Source organism: Escherichia sp. Lx600-2, from assembly GCF_036662595.1.
Classification (GTDB): Bacteria; Pseudomonadota; Gammaproteobacteria; order Enterobacterales; family Enterobacteriaceae; genus Escherichia; species Escherichia coli.
The window spans coordinates 1-20,731 of record NZ_JAYQWM010000041.1 but is presented as its reverse complement, the minus strand read 5'-3'; the positions used below and the strand labels follow the sequence as shown (position 1 = coordinate 20,731).

The 20,731-nt window shown below is 51.8% G+C and carries 20 protein-coding genes, 2 pseudogenes and 1 other annotated feature; of the genes and pseudogenes, 10 read left to right on the top strand and 12 right to left on the bottom strand.

Translation table 11 applies throughout. The features are described 5' to 3' along the window. Positions 1-251 precede the first annotated feature (251 nt). Positions 252-968, top strand: a complete 717-nt coding sequence (locus tag OQV04_RS15255) for a GntR family transcriptional regulator (protein WP_032281873.1) — start codon at positions 252-254, stop codon at positions 966-968. On the opposite strand, the gene OQV04_RS15250 is transcribed toward OQV04_RS15255, so the two are convergent. The 3 genes from OQV04_RS15250 to ibpA all read right to left on the bottom strand — a co-directional run bounded on the left by OQV04_RS15250 (position 965) and on the right by ibpA (position 3,775). Then, positions 965-2,626 (bottom strand): putative transporter, encoded by a 1,662-nt coding sequence (locus OQV04_RS15250; protein WP_001279763.1) that lies wholly within the window; start codon positions 2,624-2,626, stop codon positions 965-967. The genes OQV04_RS15255 and OQV04_RS15250 overlap by 4 nt on opposite strands. 195 nt (positions 2,627-2,821) lie before the next feature. Next, entirely contained in the window at positions 2,822-3,250 is a 429-nt protein-coding gene (gene ibpB / locus OQV04_RS15245) for a small heat shock chaperone IbpB (RefSeq protein WP_001243431.1), read from the bottom strand. Positions 3,251-3,361: 111 nt separating this feature from the next. Beyond that, positions 3,362-3,775: a small heat shock chaperone IbpA gene (gene ibpA, locus OQV04_RS15240; protein ID WP_001243437.1), complete on the bottom strand. Its 414-nt coding sequence runs from the start codon at positions 3,773-3,775 to the stop codon at positions 3,362-3,364. Then, positions 3,769-3,841: a sequence feature (ROSE (Repression Of Heat Shock gene Expression) occurs in the 5'-region of heat shock genes and acts as an RNA thermometer to modulate expression.), on the bottom strand. Its footprint overlaps the gene before it by 7 nt. Positions 3,842-4,080: 239 nt before the next feature. On the opposite strand from ibpA, the gene OQV04_RS15235 reads away from it, so the two are divergent. Beyond that, complete coding sequence (locus OQV04_RS15235; RefSeq protein WP_000620888.1) at positions 4,081-4,413, top strand: YceK/YidQ family lipoprotein; 333 nt, start codon at positions 4,081-4,083, stop codon at positions 4,411-4,413. Position 4,414: 1 nt separating this feature from the next. On the opposite strand, the gene OQV04_RS15230 is transcribed toward OQV04_RS15235, so the two are convergent. Next, on the bottom strand, positions 4,415-5,629 hold the full coding sequence (locus OQV04_RS15230; protein WP_032281874.1) for a DUF3748 domain-containing protein: 1,215 nt from the start codon (positions 5,627-5,629) through the stop codon (positions 4,415-4,417). Between the two features lie 100 nt (positions 5,630-5,729). On the opposite strand from OQV04_RS15230, the gene cbrA reads away from it, so the two are divergent. Further along, positions 5,730-6,830 carry a colicin M resistance lipid reductase CbrA gene (cbrA, locus tag OQV04_RS15225; protein WP_032281881.1) on the top strand — a complete coding sequence of 367 codons (1,101 nt, stop codon included), beginning with the start codon at positions 5,730-5,732 and terminating at the stop codon, positions 6,828-6,830. Here cbrA and OQV04_RS15220 read toward each other — a convergent pair. Beyond that, a pseudogene (locus OQV04_RS15220) lies at positions 6,791-6,904 on the bottom strand (hypothetical protein); the annotation flags it as partial. The gene cbrA and the pseudogene OQV04_RS15220 overlap by 40 nt on opposite strands. 135 nt (positions 6,905-7,039) lie before the next feature. Here OQV04_RS15220 and yidX point away from each other — a divergent pair. Continuing rightward, positions 7,040-7,696 (top strand): protein YidX, encoded by a 657-nt coding sequence (gene yidX, locus OQV04_RS15215; RefSeq protein ID WP_000772950.1) that lies wholly within the window; start codon positions 7,040-7,042, stop codon positions 7,694-7,696. A 45-nt stretch (positions 7,697-7,741) separates the two neighbouring features. On the opposite strand, the gene yidA is transcribed toward yidX, so the two are convergent. From yidA to dnaA, 6 genes are all read right to left on the bottom strand, one after another. Then, positions 7,742-8,554: a sugar-phosphatase gene (gene yidA, locus OQV04_RS15210; protein ID WP_032281875.1), complete on the bottom strand. Its 813-nt coding sequence runs from the start codon at positions 8,552-8,554 to the stop codon at positions 7,742-7,744. 114 nt (positions 8,555-8,668) lie between these two features. After that, positions 8,669-9,067 (bottom strand): YidB family protein, encoded by a 399-nt coding sequence (locus OQV04_RS15205; protein WP_032281876.1) that lies wholly within the window; start codon positions 9,065-9,067, stop codon positions 8,669-8,671. A 239-nt stretch (positions 9,068-9,306) separates the two neighbouring features. After that, positions 9,307-11,721, bottom strand: coding sequence for a DNA topoisomerase (ATP-hydrolyzing) subunit B (gyrB, locus tag OQV04_RS15200; protein WP_023308491.1), 2,415 nt, complete (start codon positions 11,719-11,721; stop codon positions 9,307-9,309). 28 nt (positions 11,722-11,749) lie between these two features. Beyond that, on the bottom strand, positions 11,750-12,823 hold the full coding sequence (gene recF, locus OQV04_RS15195) for a DNA replication/repair protein RecF (RefSeq protein ID WP_000060112.1): 1,074 nt from the start codon (positions 12,821-12,823) through the stop codon (positions 11,750-11,752). Then, entirely contained in the window at positions 12,823-13,923 is a 1,101-nt protein-coding gene (dnaN, locus tag OQV04_RS15190) for a DNA polymerase III subunit beta (protein WP_000673464.1), read from the bottom strand. Before dnaN ends, recF begins: the two co-directional genes overlap by 1 nt. A gap of 4 nt (positions 13,924-13,927) precedes the next feature. After that, the gene (gene dnaA, locus OQV04_RS15185; RefSeq protein ID WP_000059111.1) at positions 13,928-15,331 is read right to left on the bottom strand and encodes a chromosomal replication initiator protein DnaA; all 1,404 of its coding nucleotides are present in this window, start codon (positions 15,329-15,331) and stop codon (positions 13,928-13,930) included. Positions 15,332-15,627: 296 nt separating this feature from the next. Here dnaA and OQV04_RS15180 point away from each other — a divergent pair, with 296 nt between their 5' ends. The 6 genes from OQV04_RS15180 (at position 15,628) to mnmE (ending at position 19,760) form a co-directional block, all read left to right on the top strand. Then, complete coding sequence (locus OQV04_RS15180) at positions 15,628-15,708, top strand: protein YsdD (RefSeq protein WP_120795392.1); 81 nt, start codon at positions 15,628-15,630, stop codon at positions 15,706-15,708. A 229-nt stretch (positions 15,709-15,937) separates the two neighbouring features. Further along, complete coding sequence (gene rpmH, locus OQV04_RS15175; protein WP_000831330.1) at positions 15,938-16,078, top strand: 50S ribosomal protein L34; 141 nt, start codon at positions 15,938-15,940, stop codon at positions 16,076-16,078. Positions 16,079-16,094: 16 nt separating this feature from the next. Then, positions 16,095-16,454 (top strand): ribonuclease P protein component, encoded by a 360-nt coding sequence (rnpA, locus tag OQV04_RS15170; RefSeq protein WP_000239730.1) that lies wholly within the window; start codon positions 16,095-16,097, stop codon positions 16,452-16,454. After that, entirely contained in the window at positions 16,418-16,675 is a 258-nt protein-coding gene (gene yidD / locus OQV04_RS15165; protein ID WP_001307474.1) for a membrane protein insertion efficiency factor YidD, read from the top strand. The genes rnpA and yidD overlap by 37 nt, the downstream gene beginning before the upstream one ends. A gap of 2 nt (positions 16,676-16,677) precedes the next feature. After that, positions 16,678-18,324: a membrane protein insertase YidC gene (gene yidC / locus OQV04_RS15160; protein ID WP_000378250.1), complete on the top strand. Its 1,647-nt coding sequence runs from the start codon at positions 16,678-16,680 to the stop codon at positions 18,322-18,324. Positions 18,325-18,395: 71 nt separating this feature from the next. After that, positions 18,396-19,760 (top strand): tRNA uridine-5-carboxymethylaminomethyl(34) synthesis GTPase MnmE, encoded by a 1,365-nt coding sequence (gene mnmE, locus OQV04_RS15155; RefSeq protein ID WP_032281765.1) that lies wholly within the window; start codon positions 18,396-18,398, stop codon positions 19,758-19,760. A 138-nt stretch (positions 19,761-19,898) separates the two neighbouring features. On the opposite strand, the pseudogene OQV04_RS15150 reads toward mnmE, so the two are convergent. Beyond that, positions 19,899-20,669: pseudogene (locus tag OQV04_RS15150) on the bottom strand (ShET2/EspL2 family type III secretion system effector toxin); the annotation flags it as partial. Between the last annotated feature and the right edge of the window lie 62 nt (positions 20,670-20,731).

Genomic DNA, 20,731 nt, shown 5'->3' with positions numbered 1-20,731 from the left:
GGTTATGCGGCAGGCCTGGAGCGAGGATAGGAAGATGCGATCGGCAGAACATGACGACCCAATGGGATTCGTGATCGCTTTCATGCTTTTCGTTGGGCGTTAGAGATCTACGTTTTCGCGAAAAAGTAGACCTCTGTGAGCACAGGTACACAGCATCGAACACATCTTTAAAAAAAAGATGTTTTTTCAATCGATTAAGCAGAACTTGTGGGCGCATTACCCGGGCTTGCAGGCAAAAAAGAGATCTAGAGATGATCTACAAAAGCATTGCGGAGCGGTTAAGAATTAAACTTAATTCCGCAGATTTCACGCTAAACAGCCTTCTTCCCGGTGAAAAAAAGCTGGCAGAAGAGTTTGCGGTATCGCGGATGACCATCCGTAAAGCGATTGACCTGCTGGTAGCGTGGGGGCTGGTGGTCCGCCGCCACGGCAGCGGCACTTACCTGGTGCGCAAAGATGTGCTGCATCAAACCGCCAGCCTGACCGGGCTGGTGGAGGTGTTAAAACGGCAGGGAAAAACAGTCACCAGCCAGGTGCTGATTTTTGAAATCATGCCTGCGCCTCCGGCCATTGCCAGCCAGTTGCGGATTCAAATCAACGAGCAGATCTACTTCTCCCGTCGCGTTCGTTTTGTGGAAGGGAAACCGCTGATGCTGGAAGACAGCTATATGCCGGTAAAACTGTTCCGTAACCTTTCGCTGCAACATCTGGAAGGGTCGAAGTTTGAATATATTGAACAAGAGTGCGGGATTTTGATTGGCGGTAATTATGAAAGCCTGACGCCGGTGCTCGCCGATAGACTGCTGGCGCGGCAAATGAAGGTAGCGGAACACACGCCACTGCTGCGGATCACCTCGTTGTCATATAGCGAGAGCGGGGAGTTTTTGAATTATTCAGTGATGTTCAGAAATGCCAGCGAATACCAGGTGGAGTACCATTTACGGCGACTCCACCCGGACAAGAGTTAACCGATACTCCAGAAGAGCACCGCCAGTAATTGGGGGGTGATAATGCGCAGGAACATCACTAACGGATAGACAGTGGCGTAAGAGAGCGCCGCCGCACCGCTGGTTGGATGAAGATTATTAGCAAACGCCAGCGCCGGAGGATCGGTCATGGAACCTGCCAGCATCCCGCACATGGTCAGGTAATTCATTTTGGCTAACATCCGCGCCAGAATGCCAACAGTAATCAGCGGAACGGCGGTGATCAGGGCACCATAACCAATCCAGCTTAGCCCTTCGCCATTGACCAGGGTATTCACAAAATCTCCACCAGATTTCAGACCAACGACCGAGAGGAACAGCACGATCCCCAGCTCCCGCAGCGCGAGATTGGCACTTGGCGGCATAAACCAGTACAGCTTGCCGATACTGCCGATACGCCCGAGGATCAACGCCATAATCAGCGGACCGCCCGCCAGCCCCAGTTTCAACGCGGCCGGGAATCCTGGCACAAAGACGGGAATAGAACCTAACAATACGCCAAGCCCGATGCCAATAAACACTGGCAGCATCTGAACCTGTTGCAGTTTTTGCTGCGCATTCCCCAGCACATTGGCAACGGCATCAATTGCGGACGGACGCCCCACCAGATTGAGGATATCGCCGAACTGCAGGCTGATATCGCCACTGGCGACCAGTTCGACCCCGGCACGGTTCAGGCGCGAGATAACAACGTCATAGCGTTCTTTAAAGTGCAGGTCGCGAATACGTTTTCCGAGCACGTTTTCATTGGTGACCACCACACGCTCGACGCGCAAATCAGTGCCTTTCGTGGACAGCGAGGTATCAACCTCTTGACCAATCACCAGTTGCGCATTATGTAAATCCGCTGGCTGCCCCACCAGATGCAGCAAATCGCCCAGTTGGATAATGGTATCTGGCGAAGGAACTTTTAGGGTTTCTTCGCGTTTCAGACGCGAGCAGATAATTTTGTCGCCGTTGAGAATCGGTACATCTTTAATGGCTAAATCATGCAGGTTAGGGTTCTCAACGCGAATATTGATAGTCCTGATCAGCGCGCCGCCATTGGTGCGTGAAGACTCGTGCTGCTGGGCTTCTGTCTCGACATTGACGCGGAAAATAACCCGCAACATCCACATGGTGAACAAAATCCCGCAAATGCCGAATGGATACGCCATCGCGTAACTCATCCCCATCTGATCGACCATTTCCATTGGTGTACCCAGGTCGCGCAAGATCTGCTGCCCTGCCCCCAGCGCTGGCGTATTGGTAACCGCACCGGAGAAAATCCCCAGCACTACCGGCAGTGGAATATCAAACAGTTTATGCAGGATGGCGGTAACCAGACCACCGATGATGACGATCAGAACAGCAAACAGGTTGAGGCGTAATCCGGAGACGCGCAATGAGGCAAAGAAGCCCGGCCCTACCTGAATCCCGATAGTATAAACGAACAGGATCAGGCCAAATTCCTGAATAACATGCAGCATATCGCTACTTAATGTCATCCCCGCCTGAGAAACAAAATGGCCGACGATGATCCCACCAAACAGCACGCCGCCAATACCTAATCCTATGCCGCGAAATTTGACGTTGCCGATAAACAAACCGACGACTGCCACCAAAGCCAGAATACTGACCGTTAATGCTATATCACTCATCGTCCATTTCTCTTGAGATAACATTTTAATTGCTACGGATTATGGCTGAATCGGTGAAGCAGATTTGCCTTATAGCGCACATTATCACGGGAAAGAACGTGCCGAAATATCTTAAACAGTAGAAATTTAACGCATTGTTGAAGAAGAAAGACAAAAAAAGCCCCACCAGAATGGCGGGGCAAAGAGAATAGCTAGTTAGCTATTTAACGCGGGACGTTCGCTGATAGCGATACGCTGCGCTGCGATGGGTTCAGGCTCATTACGAATTAAATCAATATGCAGTAAACCGTTTACGAAGGTTGCGCCAGAGACTTCCATATTTTCAGCCAGCGTAAAGCTCAGGCTAAATGGCTGATTCATAAGCCCTTGATGCAGCCATTTTTTCTCTTCTTTTGGCTGCTCCGGCGTGCCTTTTACGCTCAGGCGCGTACCTTCCAGTTGAATCTCTAAATCTTCCTGACGGAAACCCGCCAGCGCAAGGGTAATGCGGTAGTGGTTATCGTCGCTTTTCTCAATGTTATACGGCGGGAAGCTCTGGCTTTCACCGGCGTTTTGCAGTGCGTTGGCCAGTTTGTCAAAACCGATCCATTGACGCATCAGTGGGGATAAATCGAAGTTACGCATAGTCATTTCTCCTTCTAAGAAGCGAGTAAGTACCTGCAAATCCGAAGATTCGCATATGCTCCCTAACGGCGAGCATGGAGATGTCAGGCCGCGCAAGGCGGCCTTAGGGAATTAGTTGATTTCGATACGGCGCGGTTTTTTCGCTTCCGGAATCACGCGTTCGAGATCGATATACAGCAAACCATTTACCAGGTTAGCACCACGAACATGAATGTTCTCAGCTAACTGGAATTTGCGTTCAAAGTTGCGTTCAGCGATGCCCTGGTACAGATAGGTGCGCTCTTTTTGTTCGTCGGCGTGAGCACCTTTCACCACCAGCAGATTATCCTGGGCGGTAATTTCCAGTTCGCTCTCAGCAAAACCAGCCACAGCGATAGCAATGCGGTAATGGTTTTCGTCTACCAGTTCAACGTTATACGGAGGGTAGCCGCCATTACTCTGGCTCTGGTTGTTTTCTAAGTGGTTAAACAAACGGTCAAATCCAATAGCAGAACGGTAAAGCGGGGATAAATCAAAGTTACGCATAATCAATAGCTCCTGAAATCAGCGAGAATGTAAGACCTTCCACAATGGACAGGTCAGGTAGCCAGAACACCCATCAGGCGCGTCCTCATCGGCTACGATGTAAAAATGGGTCTGGAAATGAACTTTTCAAGCCTTATCAGCGGACTTTTTTTTGCAGTTTATGGTCTATTGCATAGACTGAGGGGGCAGCACGAAACGTTAAAGTGCGATAGCCGCCACAGAGCGACGTAATGATGATGTTATTTTCAGCAAGGGATCGCTATAACTCATCAGGCCAACACCCACGATCAACAGATGAATTTATTATGATAAGAAATGTGTTGTTAGCGTTCATGATATGCAGCGGAATGACATTACTCGGAGGATGCTCCAGCGTGATGTCCCATACCGGGGGGAAAGAAGGAACGTATCCCGGCACCCGCGCCAGCGCCACCATGATTGGCGACGATGAAACCAACTGGGGCACTAAGTCGCTGGCGATTCTCGATATGCCGTTTACCGCTGTGATGGACACGCTTTTACTGCCGTGGGATGTGTTCCGCAAAGACAGCTCGGTGCGCTCGCGCGTTGAAAAAAGCGAAGCCAACGCGCAAGCCACCAATGCGGTTATTCCACCGGCCAGAATGCCTGATAACTGATTTAGCGATCAGTTTCGGTGATCCACAGCTGGCCGCCTTCCATCCACGCCAGCCACTGACCATCCGGCGAGAAGACCACGGCGTCTGCAGAAGGTGGATTGGCGTGGTTTTCGGTTAAATACTCAACCTCCCCGCTTTCCGCATGGGCACAAGCAATTCGATTATCCAGCACAAAGCCCAACCATTCTCCTGATGGATGCCAGTTAAATGCAGACTGAATATCCGTTTTGTTATGGGTTAACTGGCGCGGCTCGCCGCCCTGTGGCGAGATAAGCCACAGTTGCACAATGCCGTTATCATCACGCATTAAAAACGCGATTTGCGTACCCTGCGGATTACAGCGCACCCAGTGGCGCGGGACGTTGACTAACCCCGGATAAGCCCGATGGTGGGTAAAGGTTAAACGTCGCTGCACGACGCCACGCGGTGGCGCGGGCAGGGTTGTTTCCGTTCCACTTAACGGCGCATCACCTGCTGCTTTCCAGCCAGCTTCATCTTGCGGTAACTCAACGATAAACAGCTCCGGCACTTTCTCGCCCTTTGGCGAAAGTGTGTCGCCAATAAACGCCAGCGCGTGATTTCCTACCCATCCTTCTTCATAAGCACGATTGATTTCATCACTGCCAGGCTGCGGCGTGGGCGTGGTTTTACTCACCAGCACGCACCAGTGGCTACCGCTGTATTCACGCGGATGCTGCTTTTGTACGTTGACCGGGCCAAACGGTGCAGCCACGCCGACGTTTCGCAAATCCAGCGCCGGATCGAGTTGATGCATTACATGGTCGTTATAGGTAAAGCTCACCCTTTCACCGTTCGGGCTAAAGACATGCACATGGCTGCCGCCGCGCAGCGCTCCTGGGGTGTACGGCGCGGTAATATCCATTGCATCGAGATTGCTCACCTTGCCGCCTTCAGCAATGACTCCGCGTCGATGATGGAAATCGTAATGCCATGTTTCATCAGGATTTTCAGGGCCGTGAATAAAGACATATTTATCTGACTTCGGATGAACGGTCACCACGCCGACGTGTGCGCCCTGTGACGCGCGATAGATAACCTCGACCTCACCGGTATGGATATTCACACGCTCAATGGTCTCGCCGGTAAACGACGCGCCAGAAGGACGCACGTCAAATACCAGCCACTGGCTGTCGGGCGTCCAGGTATTGGTATTGGTCAGCAGATGATTACGGGGAGCACAGGTTATCTGTTTCATGGCGCGGTCCTGATACAAAACGGGTCCCGCCATCATACTTCACAAGGACTTCACTTTCAGACAATAGTCTTTCGCCATCGTGATGAATGTGAGTGAAAAGATGGAACATTTCGACGTGGCGATTATTGGCCTCGGCCCGGCAGGGTCGGCGTTGGCGCGAAAGTTAGCAGGCAAAATGCAGGTGATCGCGCTGGATAAAAAGCACCAGTGTGGTACTGAAGGTTTCAGCAAACCCTGCGGCGGTCTGCTGGCACCGGACGCGCAGCGATCTTTTATTCGCGATGGACTGACGCTTCCTGTCGATGTGATCGCCAATCCACAGATTTTCAGCGTCAAAACTGTCGACGTCGCCGCATCGCTCACGCGTAACTACCAGCGAAGCTATATCAATATTAATCGCCATGCTTTCGACTTGTGGATGAAATCGCTGATCCCCGCCAGCGTTGAGGTTTATCACGACAGCCTGTGTCGAAAAATCTGGCGTGAGGATGATAAATGGCATGTCATTTTTCGTGCAGACGGCTGGGAGCAGCATATTACCGCCCGCTATCTGGTCGGTGCCGATGGTGCCAACTCGATGGTGCGGCGACATCTCTACCCGGATCATCAAATCCGTAAATATGTCGCAATCCAGCAGTGGTTCGCAGAGAAACATCCGGTGCCGTTCTACTCCTGCATCTTTGATAATGCGATAACTGACTGTTATTCATGGAGTATCAGCAAAGACGGTTATTTTATCTTTGGTGGTGCCTATCCAATGAAAGACGGACAGACGCGTTTCGCGACGCTGAAAGAGAAAATGAGCGCCTTTCAGTTCCAGTTTGGCAAAGCGGTGAAAAGCGAAAAATGCACAGTGCTGTTTCCCTCACGCTGGCAGGATTTTATCTGCGGTAAGGACAACGCCTTTCTGATTGGTGAAGCGGCGGGATTTATCAGCGCCAGCTCGCTGGAGGGGATAAGCTATGCGCTGGATAGCGCAGAGATTCTGCGTGCGGTGTTCCTGAAACAGCCGGAGAAGAGCAACGCCGCTTACTGGCGCGCCACCCGCAAACTGCGTTTAAAACTCTTCGGCAAGATAGTAAAAAGCCGATGCCTGACCGCACCGGCTTTAAGAAAGTGGATTATGCGCAGTGGTGTGGCGCATATTCCACAGTTGAAAGATTATCCAACGCGCTTCACATCGCCCACCAGCAGGATGTAAGAGAGCGCGCCAATCAACGCGACGGCGGAGATATAAACCAGTGCCGGGGCGAACCCATAGCCTTGCAACAGATATTAGTCCACAAAAAAACACCTCATAAGAAAAGGTCTTATATCGGGCAGAAATCTGAAAAGGGAGATCAGGCGCTAAACAGGAGGGAAAGAAGAGTATGCTTTCAACGGCTTAGCTACTCGTTTAAAGGATTAATCATGAAGTTGAATTTTAAGGGATTTTTTAAGGCTGCCAGTTTATTCCCACTGGCGCTGATGCTTTCAGGCTGTATCTCGTATGCTCTGGTTTCCCATACCGCAAAGGGTAGTTCAGGAAAGTATCAATCGCAGTCAGACACCATCACTGGGCTATCGCAGGCAAAAGATAGTAATGGAACAAAAGGCTATGTTTTTGTAGGGGAATCGCTGGATTACCTTATCACTGATGGTGCCGATGACATCGTTAAGATGCTCAATGATCCAGCACTTAACCGGCACAATATTCAGGTTGCCGATGACGCAAGATTTGTTTTAAATGCGGGGAAAAAGAAATTTACCGGCACAATATCGCTTTACTACTACTGGAATAACGAAGAAGAAAAGGCACTGGCAACGCATTATGGTTTTGCCTGTGGTGTTCAACACTGTACCAGGTCACTGGAAAACCTAAAAGGCACAATCCATGAGAAAAATAAAAACATGGATTACTCAAAGGTGATGGCGTTCTACCATCCATTTAAAGTGCGATTTTATGAATACTATTCACCCAGAGGCATTCCGGATGGTGTTTCCGCAGCATTACTGCCAGTGACTGTTACGCTGGACATCATTACTGCACCGCTGCAATTTCTGGTTGTATATGCAGTAAACCAATAATCAGTAAGCGGGCAAACGCGTTTATGCTGTTTGCCCGCCCATAGATTAATTCAGCACATACTTTTCAATGGCAAACGCCACGCCATCTTCAAGGTTGGATTTGGTGACAAAGTTCGCCACTTCCTTCACCGAAGGAATAGCGTTATCCATCGCCACACCGACGCCTGCATATTCAATCATTGCGATGTCGTTTTCCTGATCGCCAATCGCCATGATTTCTTCCGGTTTAATACCTAACACGTCGGCCAGTGATTTCACACCCGTACCCTTGTTAACGCGTTTATCGAGAATTTCGAGGAAGTACGGCGCACTTTTCAGCACGGTATATTTCTCTTTCACTTCCTGCGGAATACGCGCGATAGCCTGGTCGAGGATGGCGGGTTCATCAATCATCATCACTTTCAGGAACTGGGTATAGGGGTCCATTTTCTCCGCTTCGCAGAACACCAGCGGAATAGTGGCAACAAAGGATTCATGCACCGTGTAGTAGCTGATATCACGGTTGGCGGTGTACAGCGTGGTGCGGTCCAGTGCGTGGAAATGAGAACCGACTTCGCGAGAGAGTTTTTCCAGGAAACGATAGTCGTCATAGCTGAGAGCAGTTTGCGCCACGGTGCTACCATCAGCGGCCTTCTGTACCAGCGCGCCGTTATAAGTAATGCAGTAGTCACCCGGTTGTTCCATATGCAGCTCTTTCAGGTAATTGTGAACACCTGCATAAGGGCGACCCGTCGTTAGCACGACATTCACGCCACGGGCGCGAGCTGCGGCAATCGCATTTTTAACGGCAGGTGAAATGGTGTGATCGGGCAGCAGAAGGGTGCCATCCATATCGATAGCAATGAGTTTGATAGCCATGAGTTCCCCAGGTAGATTGGTTCCTGACCCATGCTAACGCGATTCCGCTCAAAAATCAGTACAACACCCGAGGGAAAAGGGGGATGCAACGCGGGTTGCATGCTCCCCATTTGCTTAGCGGAAGAGTTTCCCTTTCAGCAGTTCCATGCCTGCGGAAAGCAGATCGTTATTGGCTTGTGGTGGCACTTCACCTTGCGGTGAGAGTGCATCAATAATCTTCGGCAATTGTTCTGCCAGTAAACTGGAAGCTGTACTGGTATCCACGCCAAGTTTTTGCCCGAGATCGGACACCGCATTTGTGCCGAGCGCCGATTCCAGTTGCTCGCCGCTAACTGATTGATTGCTCTGTTGATTACTCAACCAGGTTGAGAGAATGGCCCCTAAGCCGCCACTTTGCAGTTTTTCCAGCAGCACCTGAATACCGCCCTGCTCCTCAACCCAACTTAAAATAGCCTGATATTTCCCCGCATCGCCTTTCAGAAAGGCGCCGACAACTTCATCAAAAAGCCCCATTATAATCACCTGTAAAGCGTTACGTGTTGACCCAAAAAGTATAGAACTGCGGGATGATAATTGCGGATTGCAGAAATAAAAAGGGCGAAGATGATCTCCGCCCTTTTCTTATAGCTTCTTGCCGGATGCGGCGTGAACGCCTTCTCCGGCCTACAAAAACATGCAAATTCAATATATTGCAGGAGTCTCGTAGGCCTGATAAGCGTAGCGCATCAGGCACGCTCGCATGGTTAACGCCATTAAATATCGATATTCGCCGCTTTCAGGGCGTTCTCTTCAATAAACGCACGGCGCGGTTCAACGGCGTCGCCCATCAGCGTGGTGAACAACTGGTCGGCAGCAATCGCATCTTTAACGGTAACGCGCAGCATACGACGGCTTTCCGGGTCCATGGTGGTTTCCCACAGCTGTTCCGGGTTCATCTCGCCCAGACCTTTATAACGCTGGATGGAGAGGCCGCGACGGGACTCTTTCACCAGCCAGTCCAGCGCCTGCTCGAAGCTGGCTACCGGCTGACGACGTTCGCCACGTTCGATAAAGGCATCTTCTTCCAGCAAACCACGCAGTTTCTCACCCAGTGCACAAATACGACGATATTCGCCGCCGGTGATGAACTCGTGATCCAGCGGATAGTCAGTATCCACGCCGTGAGTACGCACGCGAACAATCGGCTCGAACAGGTTTTGTTCGGCATTGGTGTGGACATCAAACTTCCACTGGCTGCCGTGCTGTTCTTTGTCGTTCAGTTCGCTGACCAGCGCGTTCACCCAGCGGGTAACGGTCTGCTCATCAGAGAGGTCAGCTTCCGTCAGCGTCGGCTGATAGATAAGCTCTTTCAGCATTGCTTTCGGATAACGACGCTCCATGCGGTTGATCATTTTCTGCGTCGCGTTGTACTCAGACACCAGTTTCTCTAACGCTTCGCCAGCCAATGCCGGTGCGCTGGCGTTGGTGTGCAGCGTTGCACCGTCCAGCGCGATAGAGATCTGGTACTGATCCATCGCTTCGTCGTCTTTAATGTACTGTTCCTGCTTGCCTTTCTTCACTTTGTACAGCGGCGGCTGAGCGATGTAGACGTGACCGCGTTCAACGATTTCCGGCATCTGACGATAGAAGAAGGTCAACAGCAGCGTACGAATGTGCGAGCCGTCGACGTCCGCATCGGTCATGATGATGATGCTGTGATAACGCAGTTTGTCCGGGTTGTACTCGTCACGACCGATACCACAACCAAGCGCGGTGATAAGCGTCGCCACTTCCTGAGAAGAGAGCATCTTATCGAAGCGCGCTTTCTCGACGTTGAGGATTTTACCCTTCAGCGGCAGAATCGCCTGGTTCTTGCGGTTGCGCCCCTGCTTCGCAGAGCCGCCCGCGGAGTCCCCTTCCACAAGGTACAGTTCGGAAAGCGCCGGATCGCGCTCCTGGCAGTCTGCCAGTTTGCCCGGCAGGCCCGCTAAGTCGAGCGCACCTTTACGGCGGGTCATTTCACGAGCGCGACGCGCAGCTTCACGGGCACGGGCAGCATCGATAATTTTGCCAACCACGATTTTCGCATCAGTTGGGTTTTCCAGCAGGTATTCCGCCAGCAGTTCGTTCATCTGCTGTTCAACCGCCGATTTCACCTCAGAAGAAACCAGTTTGTCTTTGGTCTGGGAGGAGAATTTCGGGTCCGGCACTTTTACGGAAACGACCGCAATCAGGCCTTCACGCGCATCGTCACCGGTGGCGCTGACTTTGGCTTTTTTGCTGTAGCCTTCTTTGTCCATGTAGGCATTCAGGGTACGGGTCATCGCCGCACGGAAGCCAGCCAGGTGAGTACCGCCGTCACGCTGCGGAATGTTGTTGGTAAAGCAGTAGATGTTTTCCTGGAAGCCATCGTTCCACTGCAACGCCACTTCGACGCCGATACCGTCTTTTTCGGTGGAGAAGTAGAAGATATTCGGATGGATCGGCGTTTTGTTCTTGTTCAGATATTCAACGAACGCTTTGATGCCGCCTTCATAGTGGAAGTGGTCTTCTTTGCCGTCACGCTTGTCGCGCAGACGAATGGAAACGCCGGAGTTGAGGAACGACAACTCACGCAGACGTTTCGCCAGAATTTCATATTCGAACTCGGTCACATTGGTGAAGGTTTCGAGGCTGGGCCAGAAACGCACCATGGTGCCGGTTTTTTCAGTCTCGCCGGTAACCGCCAGCGGAGCCTGCGGTACACCGTGTTCGTAGATCTGACGGTGAATTTTACCCTCGCGCTGAATAACCAGCTCCAGTTTTTGCGACAGGGCGTTTACTACCGAAACACCAACGCCGTGCAGACCGCCGGACACTTTATAGGAGTTATCGTCAAATTTACCGCCTGCGTGCAGAACGGTCATGATCACTTCCGCCGCCGATACGCCCTCTTCCGGGTGAATACCGGTCGGAATGCCGCGCCCGTCATCCTGTACAGAGACAGAGTTATCGGCGTGAATGGTGACGATAATTTCTTTACAGTGACCCGCGAGCGCTTCGTCGATAGCGTTATCTACCACCTCGAATACCATGTGGTGCAGACCGGTGCCGTCATCCGTGTCGCCGATATACATACCCGGGCGCTTACGCACCGCATCCAGCCCTTTCAGGACTTTGATACTGGAGGAGTCATAAGAATTCGACATCAACGTTTCTCGCTCATTTATACTTGGGTTAATCCGTTATTTTACCCTTTTCCACGGTAAACATCTTCGAATTTTCGTCCGACATGTCTATAACGTGTTCAGCACTGATCGCGCTGACAAAGACCTGCGATTGCGTCGCTTTTAAGCGGCTGGCAAGCAGCCCGCGACGCTCATCATCAAGCTCAGAGGCAAAATCATCTATCAGGTAGAGACACCGCCGCCCGCTTTCACGGGTGAGGAACTCTCCTTGCGCCAGACGTAAGGCGCACATCAACAGCTTAAGCTGCCCACGCGATAAGGTATCTTCCACCGGCGCACCGTCGGCGCGAATGCGTAAGTCCGCTTTATGCGGGCCATGCGCGGTGTAGGTTAGCTGGCGATCGCGTTCAAAATTACGTTCCAGCACCTCAGCATATTCTGTCTCTTTCTCCCAGCCGCGCTGGAAAGAGAAAGTCAGAGAAAACTCAGGGAGAAATTGCTTACAGGTATCGGCCATATCAGCCGCGATACCGGCGCTATACTCCGCGCGCCAGGTGCTGATTTGCTCCGCCAGCGGGATCAGTTCTTTGTCCCACGGGCGTAGCTGTTCGTAACGAGTCACCTGGCGCAGCGCCGCATTGCGCTGCTTGAGCAAGCGCTTGAGATTGCTCCAGGCGGTGAAAAATCCAGGTTCGTTGTGAAAGCATCCCCAGTCGAGGAATGCTCTTCTGTATTTGGGGCCGCCGTTGAGTAAAGTAAACCCTTCTGGCGTTATCAGCTGCATTGGCATCAGGTGCGCCAGTTCCGCGACTTTATGCCCGTCAGTACCGTCGATGCGGACTTTGCTGTCGCCCTGTTTGTCTTTGGTTAAGCCAATCGCCGTCTCGCGCTCTTCGCCCTGTAATCGCCCGTGGAGAACAAACGCCTCCTGCTCGTGGCGAATGACGCGACCAATCTGCAAACTGCGAAACGCCCGACCATGGCCGAGCGTATAGATGGCTTCCAGCACGCTGGTTTTGCCACTGCCGTTGGCACCTACCAGAAAGTTAAAGCCGGGAGATAAAGCGAGATCCGCGGTTTCAATGTTGCGGAAATCGCGGATCAACAAGCGGGTGAGGGACATTACAGTCTCATTGGCATGACAACATAAGCCGCGCTCTGGCTGGCTGCATCTTCAATCTGCACGCTGGAAACCGAATCGGTCAGCATCATGCGGACGTTTTCGCATTTCAGTGCGTTCAGAACATCCAGCACATAGCTGACGTTGAAGCCGATTTCCATCTCCGCACCGCTATAGGTAACGTCGAGGATCTCTTCCGCTTCTTCCTGTTCCGGGTTGTTGGCGGTGATTTTCAGCTGGTTTTCGCTGACATACAGGCGCACACCGCGGAATTTCTCGTTAGAGAGAATTGCCGCGCGAGCAAACGCCTGCTTGAGGAGATCGCAGCCTGCTTCCAGATGTTTGTCCGGATTCTTCGGCAGAACGCGGCGGTAATCCGGGAAGCGACCATCCACCAGTTTAGAGGTGAAGATAAAGTCGCCAACGTGGGCGCGAATATTGTTGCTGCCAATCTGCACACGCAGCGGATTATCGCCGCCGTCGAGCATACGCATCAGTTCAATCACGCCTTTACGCGGCACGATCACCGAATGGCTTGGCAAAGATTGACCAATTGGCATTGAACAGACCGCCAGACGGTGGCCGTCGGTCGCTACGGTGCGCAGTTCTTCACCTTCGGTTTCAAACAGCATACCGTTTAAGTAATAGCGAACGTCCTGATGCGCCATAGAAAACTGGGTCGCTTCAATCAGACGCTTCATCGTCGCCTGCGGCAGGGTAAATTCGACTTCACTCTGCCAGTCATCGAGGTTCGGGAAATCCGCCGCTGGCAGGGTAGACAGCGAAAAACGGCTACGCCCGGAGCGCACCAGCATCCGCTCACCTTCCAGCTGCACGGCAATTTCCGCGCCTTCAGGCAGACCACGGCAGATATCAAAGAATTTGCGCGCCGGAACGGTCGTCGCTCCTGGCTCGTGTGGCTGAACCAGCGCAACGCGTGCCACCATTTCCATCTCGAGATCAGTACCGGTCAGCGACAACGTACCGTCAGCAACCTGTAACAGCAGATTACCGAGAATCGGTAGCGTAGGACGACCACCTAACGGACCGCTCACCTGTTGTAGCGGTTTTAATAAATGCTCACGTTCTACGGTAAATTTCATAGGTTTACGATGACAATGTTCTGATTAAATTTGAAAAATCTTCTTTGATATCGTGGCTCTCTTCACGCAGCTGCTCGATCTTCCGGCAGGCATGAAGCACCGTAGTGTGGTCACGACCACCAAACGCATCGCCAATCTCTGGCAGACTGTGGTTAGTCAGCTCTTTCGCCAGCGCCATCGCCATCTGACGCGGACGAGCCACCGAGCGGGATCGACGCTTGGAAAGGAGATCCGCGACTTTGATCTTGTAGTACTCCGCCACCGTCTTCTGAATATTGTCGATGGTGACCAGTTTTTCCTGCAATGCCAGCAAGTCGCGCAGCGCCTCACGCACGAAGTCGATAGTGATCGCCCGTCCGGTAAAGTTGGCGTTGGCAATGACGCGGTTCAGCGCGCCTTCCAGCTCACGTACGTTAGATCGTAGACGCTTGGCGATAAAGAACGCCACTTCGCCTGGCAAACGAATGTCATTTTCGTCGGCCTTTTTCATCAGGATCGCCACGCGGGTTTCTAACTCTGGCGGTTCGATCGCCACAGTCAGCCCCCAGCCGAAGCGGGATTTCAAACGATCCTCAACGCCGTTGATCTCTTTCGGATAGCGATCCGAGGTGAGAATGATCTGTTGATTACCTTCCAGCAGGGCGTTGAAGGTGTGGAAAAACTCTTCCTGAGATCGTTCTTTATTAGCAAAAAACTGAATATCGTCGATCAGCAGTGCATCTACGGAACGGTAGTAGCGTTTAAACTCTTCGATCGCGTTGTTTTGCAGGGCTTTAACCATGTCCTGAACAAAGCGCTCGGAGTGCATATAAACCACTTTGGCATTCGGCTTGCGCGCCATAATGCCGTTACCCACCGCATGCAGCAGGTGAGTTTTACCCAGACCCGTGCCGCCATAAAGGAACAACGGGTTATAGGCACCGCCAGGGTTATCTGCCACCTGGCGAGCCGCCGCGCGCGCCAGTTGGTTAGATTTACCTTCAACGAAGTTATCAAACGTGTGTTTGACGTTTACGTTAGAACGATAGGTCGGTTCTGCCGGGGCCGGGACGTTATCCCAACCTGAGCGCGTAGAAGGCGCAGCACGTTGCGGCTGCGTTTGCGCCACCTGTGCAGGGGCCGCGACGTTGCTCGTCACTGCCGCTTGTGGCGTTTGCGTCACCGGTTTGGTGCCGACTTCAAAACGCAGCTGTGGGGCATCCGCTCCGCAGAAACTGGTTAGCAGTCCATTGATATTATTAAGGTACTTGTCCCGTACCCAATCGAGGACAAAACGGTTTGGCGCGTACAGGGCCAGCGTGTTATCGCTCAGTTCCGCCTGCAATGGGCGTATCCACATACTGAATTCTGTGGCTGGTAACTCATCCTGCAATCGGGCAAGACACTGCTGCCAAAGCGAAAGTGACACGGCGGACTCCACTCGAACAAAAGTCGATAATGACTAAGGCTGAAACATTCATGATTGTTGACGTACGTCGAAAAGACCCTGCTTGAGGGTGACGCACGAACCGCTGTCTGCGGTTATATGCCCGATCAAGATCCTGCAAAACGATCGGGACCGCGGATCATAGCCTAAACTGCGCAAGAGATCTTCTGTTTCTCACAGATTTTCCCGATTTATCCACAGGATGATCCAGAACTCGCTAAGTGTAAACGATCCTGCCGCGAGGCGGGCACGATTTACGCCGCATATTGGAAAATTTAATGACCATAGACAAAAATTGGCTTAATCGATCTAATAAAGATCCAGGACGATCCTTGCGCTTTACCCATCAGCCCGTATAATCCTCCACCCGGCGCGCCATGCTGGTTTTCACTGGTGTGAGGCCGTACGTTTTCCCTGCGAAAAGGTGCGGAAAAGCGCGGTAAATAAGGAAAGAGAATTGACTCCGGAGTGTACAATTATTACAATCCGGCCTCTTTAATCACCCATGGCTTCGGTGTCCATCGTTTCATTTTTCGGCGGATATCCAATAAAGCCATTGAATTTATTCAAGTTTAGGTAGAAATCGCCATGAAACGCACTTTTCAACCGTCTGTACTGAAGCGCAACCGTTCTCACGGCTTCCGTGCTCGTATGGCTACTAAAAATGGTCGTCAGGTTCTGGCACGTCGTCGTGCTAAAGGCCGCGCTCGTCTGACCGTTTCTAAGTAATAAAGCTAACCCCTGAGTGGTTAAGCTCGCATTTCCCAGGGAGTTACGCTTGTTAACTCCCAGTCAATTCACATTCGTCTTCCAGCAGCCACAACGGGCTGGCACGCCGCAAATTACCATTCTCGGCCGCCTGAATTCGCTGGGGCATCCCCGTATCGGTCTTACAGTCGCCAAGAAAAACGTTCGACGCGCCCATGAACGCAATCGGATTAAACGTCTGACGCGTGAAAGCTTCCGTCTGCGCCAACATGAACTCCCGGCTATGGATTTCGTGGTGGTGGCGAAAAAAGGGGTTGCCGACCTCGATAACCGTGCTCTCTCGGAAGCGTTGGAAAAATTATGGCGCCGCCACTGTCGCCTGGCTCGCGGGTCCTGATAGCCCTCATTCGGGTCTATCAACGCCTGATTAGTCCGCTACTCGGGCCGCATTGTCGTTTCACTCCAACCTGTTCAAGCTACGGAATTGAGGCATTGCGCAGGTTTGGAGTGATAAAAGGCAGTTGGTTGACGGTGAAACGCGTATTAAAATGCCACCCTTTACACCCTGGTGGTGACGATCCCGTCCCGCCCGGACCATTTGATACCAGAGAACACTAACGATGGATTCGCAACGCAATCTTTTAGTCATCGCTTTGCTGTTCGTGTCTTTCATGATCTGGCAAGCCTGGGAGCAGGATAAAAACCCGCAACCTCAGGCCCAACAGACCACGCAGACAACGACCACCGCAGCGGGTAGCGCCGCCGACCAGGGCGTACCGGCCAGTGGCCAGGGGAAACTGATCTCGGTTAAGACCGACGTGCTTGATCTGACCATCAACACCCGTGGTGGTGATGTTGAGCAAGCTCTGCTGCCTGCTTACCCGAAAGAGCTGAACTCTACCCAGCCGTTCCAGCTGCTGGAAACTTCACCGCAGTTTATTTATCAGGCACAGAGCGGTCTGACCGGTCGTGATGGCCCGGATAACCCGGCTAACGGCCCGCGTCCGCTGTATAACGTTGAAAAAGACGCTTATGTGCTGGCTGAAGGTCAAAACGAACTGCAGGTGCCGATGACGTATACCGACGCGGCAGGCAACACGTTTACCAAAACGTTTGTCCTGAAACGTGGTGATTACGCTGTCAACGTCAACTACAACGTGCAGAATGCTGGCGAGAAACCGCTGGAAATCTCCTCATTTGGTCAGTTGAAGCAATCCATCACTCTGCCACCGCATCTCGATACCGGAAGCAGCAACTTCGCACTGCACACCTTCCGTGGCGCGGCGTACTCTACGCCTGACGAGAAGTACGAGAAATACAAGTTCGATACCATTGCCGATAACGAAAACCTGAACATCTCTTCGAAAGGTGGTTGGGTGGCAATGCTGCAACAGTATTTCGCGACGGCGTGGATCCCGCATAACGACGGTACCAACAACTTCTATACCGCTAATCTGGGTAACGGCATCGCCGCTATCGGCTATAAATCTCAGCCGGTACTGGTTCAGCCTGGTCAGACTGGCGCGATGAACAGCACCCTGTGGGTTGGCCCGGAAATCCAGGACAAAATGGCAGCTGTTGCTCCGCACCTGGATCTGACCGTTGATTACGGTTGGTTGTGGTTCATCTCTCAACCGCTGTTCAAACTGCTGAAATGGATCCATAGCTTTGTGGGTAACTGGGGCTTCTCCATTATCATCATCACCTTTATCGTTCGTGGCATCATGTACCCGCTGACCAAAGCGCAGTACACCTCCATGGCGAAGATGCGTATGCTGCAGCCGAAGATTCAGGCGATGCGTGAGCGTCTGGGCGATGACAAACAGCGTATCAGCCAGGAAATGATGGCGCTGTACAAAGCTGAGAAGGTTAACCCGCTGGGCGGCTGCTTCCCGCTGCTGATCCAGATGCCAATCTTCCTGGCGTTGTACTACATGCTGATGGGTTCCGTTGAACTGCGTCAGGCACCGTTTGCACTGTGGATCCACGACCTCTCGGCACAGGACCCGTACTACATCCTGCCGATCCTGATGGGCGTAACGATGTTCTTCATTCAGAAGATGTCGCCGACCACAGTGACCGACCCGATGCAGCAGAAGATCATGACCTTTATGCCGGTCATCTTCACCGTGTTCTTCCTGTGGTTCCCGTCAGGTCTGGTGCTGTACTATATCGTCAGCAACCTGGTAACCATTATCCAGCAGCAGCTGATTTACCGTGGTCTGGAAAAACGTGGCCTGCATAGCCGCGAGAAGAAAAAATCCTGATTCGGTGAGTTTTCGCTAAAATAAGGGCGGTCAGTTGACCGCCTTTTTTATTTGTATTGATGAGATAAACCATGAGCCATAACGACACTATCGTCGCCCAGGCAACCCCACCGGGACGCGGTGGTGTGGGCATCCTGCGCATCTCCGGCCTCAAAGCCCGAGAAGTTGCTGAAACCGTGCTGGGTAAACTGCCTAAGCCGCGCTACGCCGATTATTTGCCATTTAAAGACGCAGACGGCAGCGTGCTCGATCAGGGGATTGCGCTATGGTTCCCTGGCCCGAACTCGTTCACCGGCGAAGATGTGCTGGAACTGCAGGGTCATGGCGGTCCGGTGATCCTCGACCTGCTGTTAAAACGCATTCTGACCATTCCCGGCCTGCGGATTGCTCGCCCGGGTGAGTTTTCCGAACGCGCGTTTCTTAACGATAAACTCGACTTAGCCCAGGCCGAGGCGATTGCCGATCTTATCGATGCCAGTTCGGAACAGGCAGCCCGTTCGGCACTTAACTCGCTGCAAGGCGCATTCTCCGCACGGGTCAACCATCTGGTGGAAGCCCTCACCCACTTGCGCATTTACGTCGAAGCGGCAATTGATTTCCCTGATGAAGAGATCGATTTCCTCTCCGACGGCAAAATTGAAGCTCAGCTCAATGACGTGATTGCCGATCTTGATGCAGTGCGTGCCGAAGCACGTCAGGGTAGTTTGTTGCGCGAAGGGATGAAAGTGGTGATTGCCGGACGTCCTAACGCCGGTAAATCTAGCCTGTTAAACGCGCTGGCGGGCCGTGAAGCAGCAATCGTGACTGATATCGCCGGAACCACGCGTGACGTGCTGCGTGAGCATATCCACATTGACGGGATGCCGCTGCATATCATCGATACCGCCGGGCTACGTGAAGCCAGTGACGAAGTTGAACGTATTGGGATCGAGCGCGCGTGGCAGGAAATTGAACAGGCCGACCGCGTGCTGTTTATGGTCGATGGCACCACGACAGACGCCGTTGATCCGGCAGAGATCTGGCCGGAATTTATCGCCCGTCTGCCCGCGAAACTGCCGATCACCGTGGTGCGCAATAAAGCCGATATCACCGGCGAAACGCTGGGAATAAGTGAAGTGAACGGTCACGCGTTAATTCGTCTGTCTGCAAGGACTGGCGAAGGCGTGGACGTGCTGCGTAACCATCTCAAACAGAGCATGGGCTTTGACACCAACATGGAAGGCGGCTTCCTGGCGCGCCGTCGCCACCTACAGGCGCTGGAACAGGCAGCGGAGCATTTGCAGCAAGGTAAAGCGCAACTGTTAGGTGCCTGGGCAGGCGAACTACTGGCGGAAGAGTTGCGCCTGGCGCAGCAGAACTTAAGCGAAATCACCGGGGAATTTACCTCTGACGACCTGCTGGGGCGGATTTTCTCCAGCTTCTGTATTGGTAAGTAAGTCGTCTAAATTGATATAAAGGGCACTGTTCCGTTCTACTATCAGAACGGAACAGCGCTTGTTTTTTTATGAGCATCCTGCACCAAAACTGCCTTTACTACTGGCTGGAGCGACTTTCAACATCTTGCACTCCTGTCTTTACAGAGAACGATATTGCTTTAGCCGATTAAACTCCTCTTGCGGAAAGTTAAATTCGTCTATTGCTTTCCAGAATAGTTCTTTAAATACAGGATTGCCATTTGCCTGACTTATTACAGATTTACCTTCATTATTCTTCGCTTCCAGTTGCATCATCACATCTTTAAGATAATTTTCATTTTCACCAACCACAATTTTGAATATTTTCAGCCAGAGTCCTATATATATATCATCCGCTTTCTCTACCACATGAGAGAATGACTTCCCATCAAAGTCACGGGTAAACTGCTCCACAATTTCATCGAAAGTGAACCCGTGTTGCAACGCCAGGCGAATCGCCGCATTCAGATATACATCAATGACCTGCTTACTCATTGTCTTATAGCTGGCAACATACAAAGAGCAAACTGCATTATTTCTGCTCAGCGACAGTAGTTCTCTCACTACATCTTTATCATTTTCATAATGGCTGGCTATCACTTCAGCTGTCTCCATCCAGGCAGCAACAATCTCCGTATGCCCTTTCACTATCGCAGAATATAAGCCTGATGCCTTCGTCCATTTGTCTGATGCTCCCGCCACTTTTTCTCTTGCTGCCATCAGTTTCAATATATCTTCTTTATTTAATTCATTTTTAAACATTTTGGCTTTTATATTGGCTAGCAATATACTAACAACATTATAATCATTGGTTCTAATAGCGCTATTTAAATCATCAATTGAGTCTATTTCCTTTCCTATACGAAGAAGTATTTCATTAGACTGGCCCCCTGAATCTCCAGACAACCAATATCACTTAAATAAGTGATAGTCTTAATACTAGTTTTTAGACT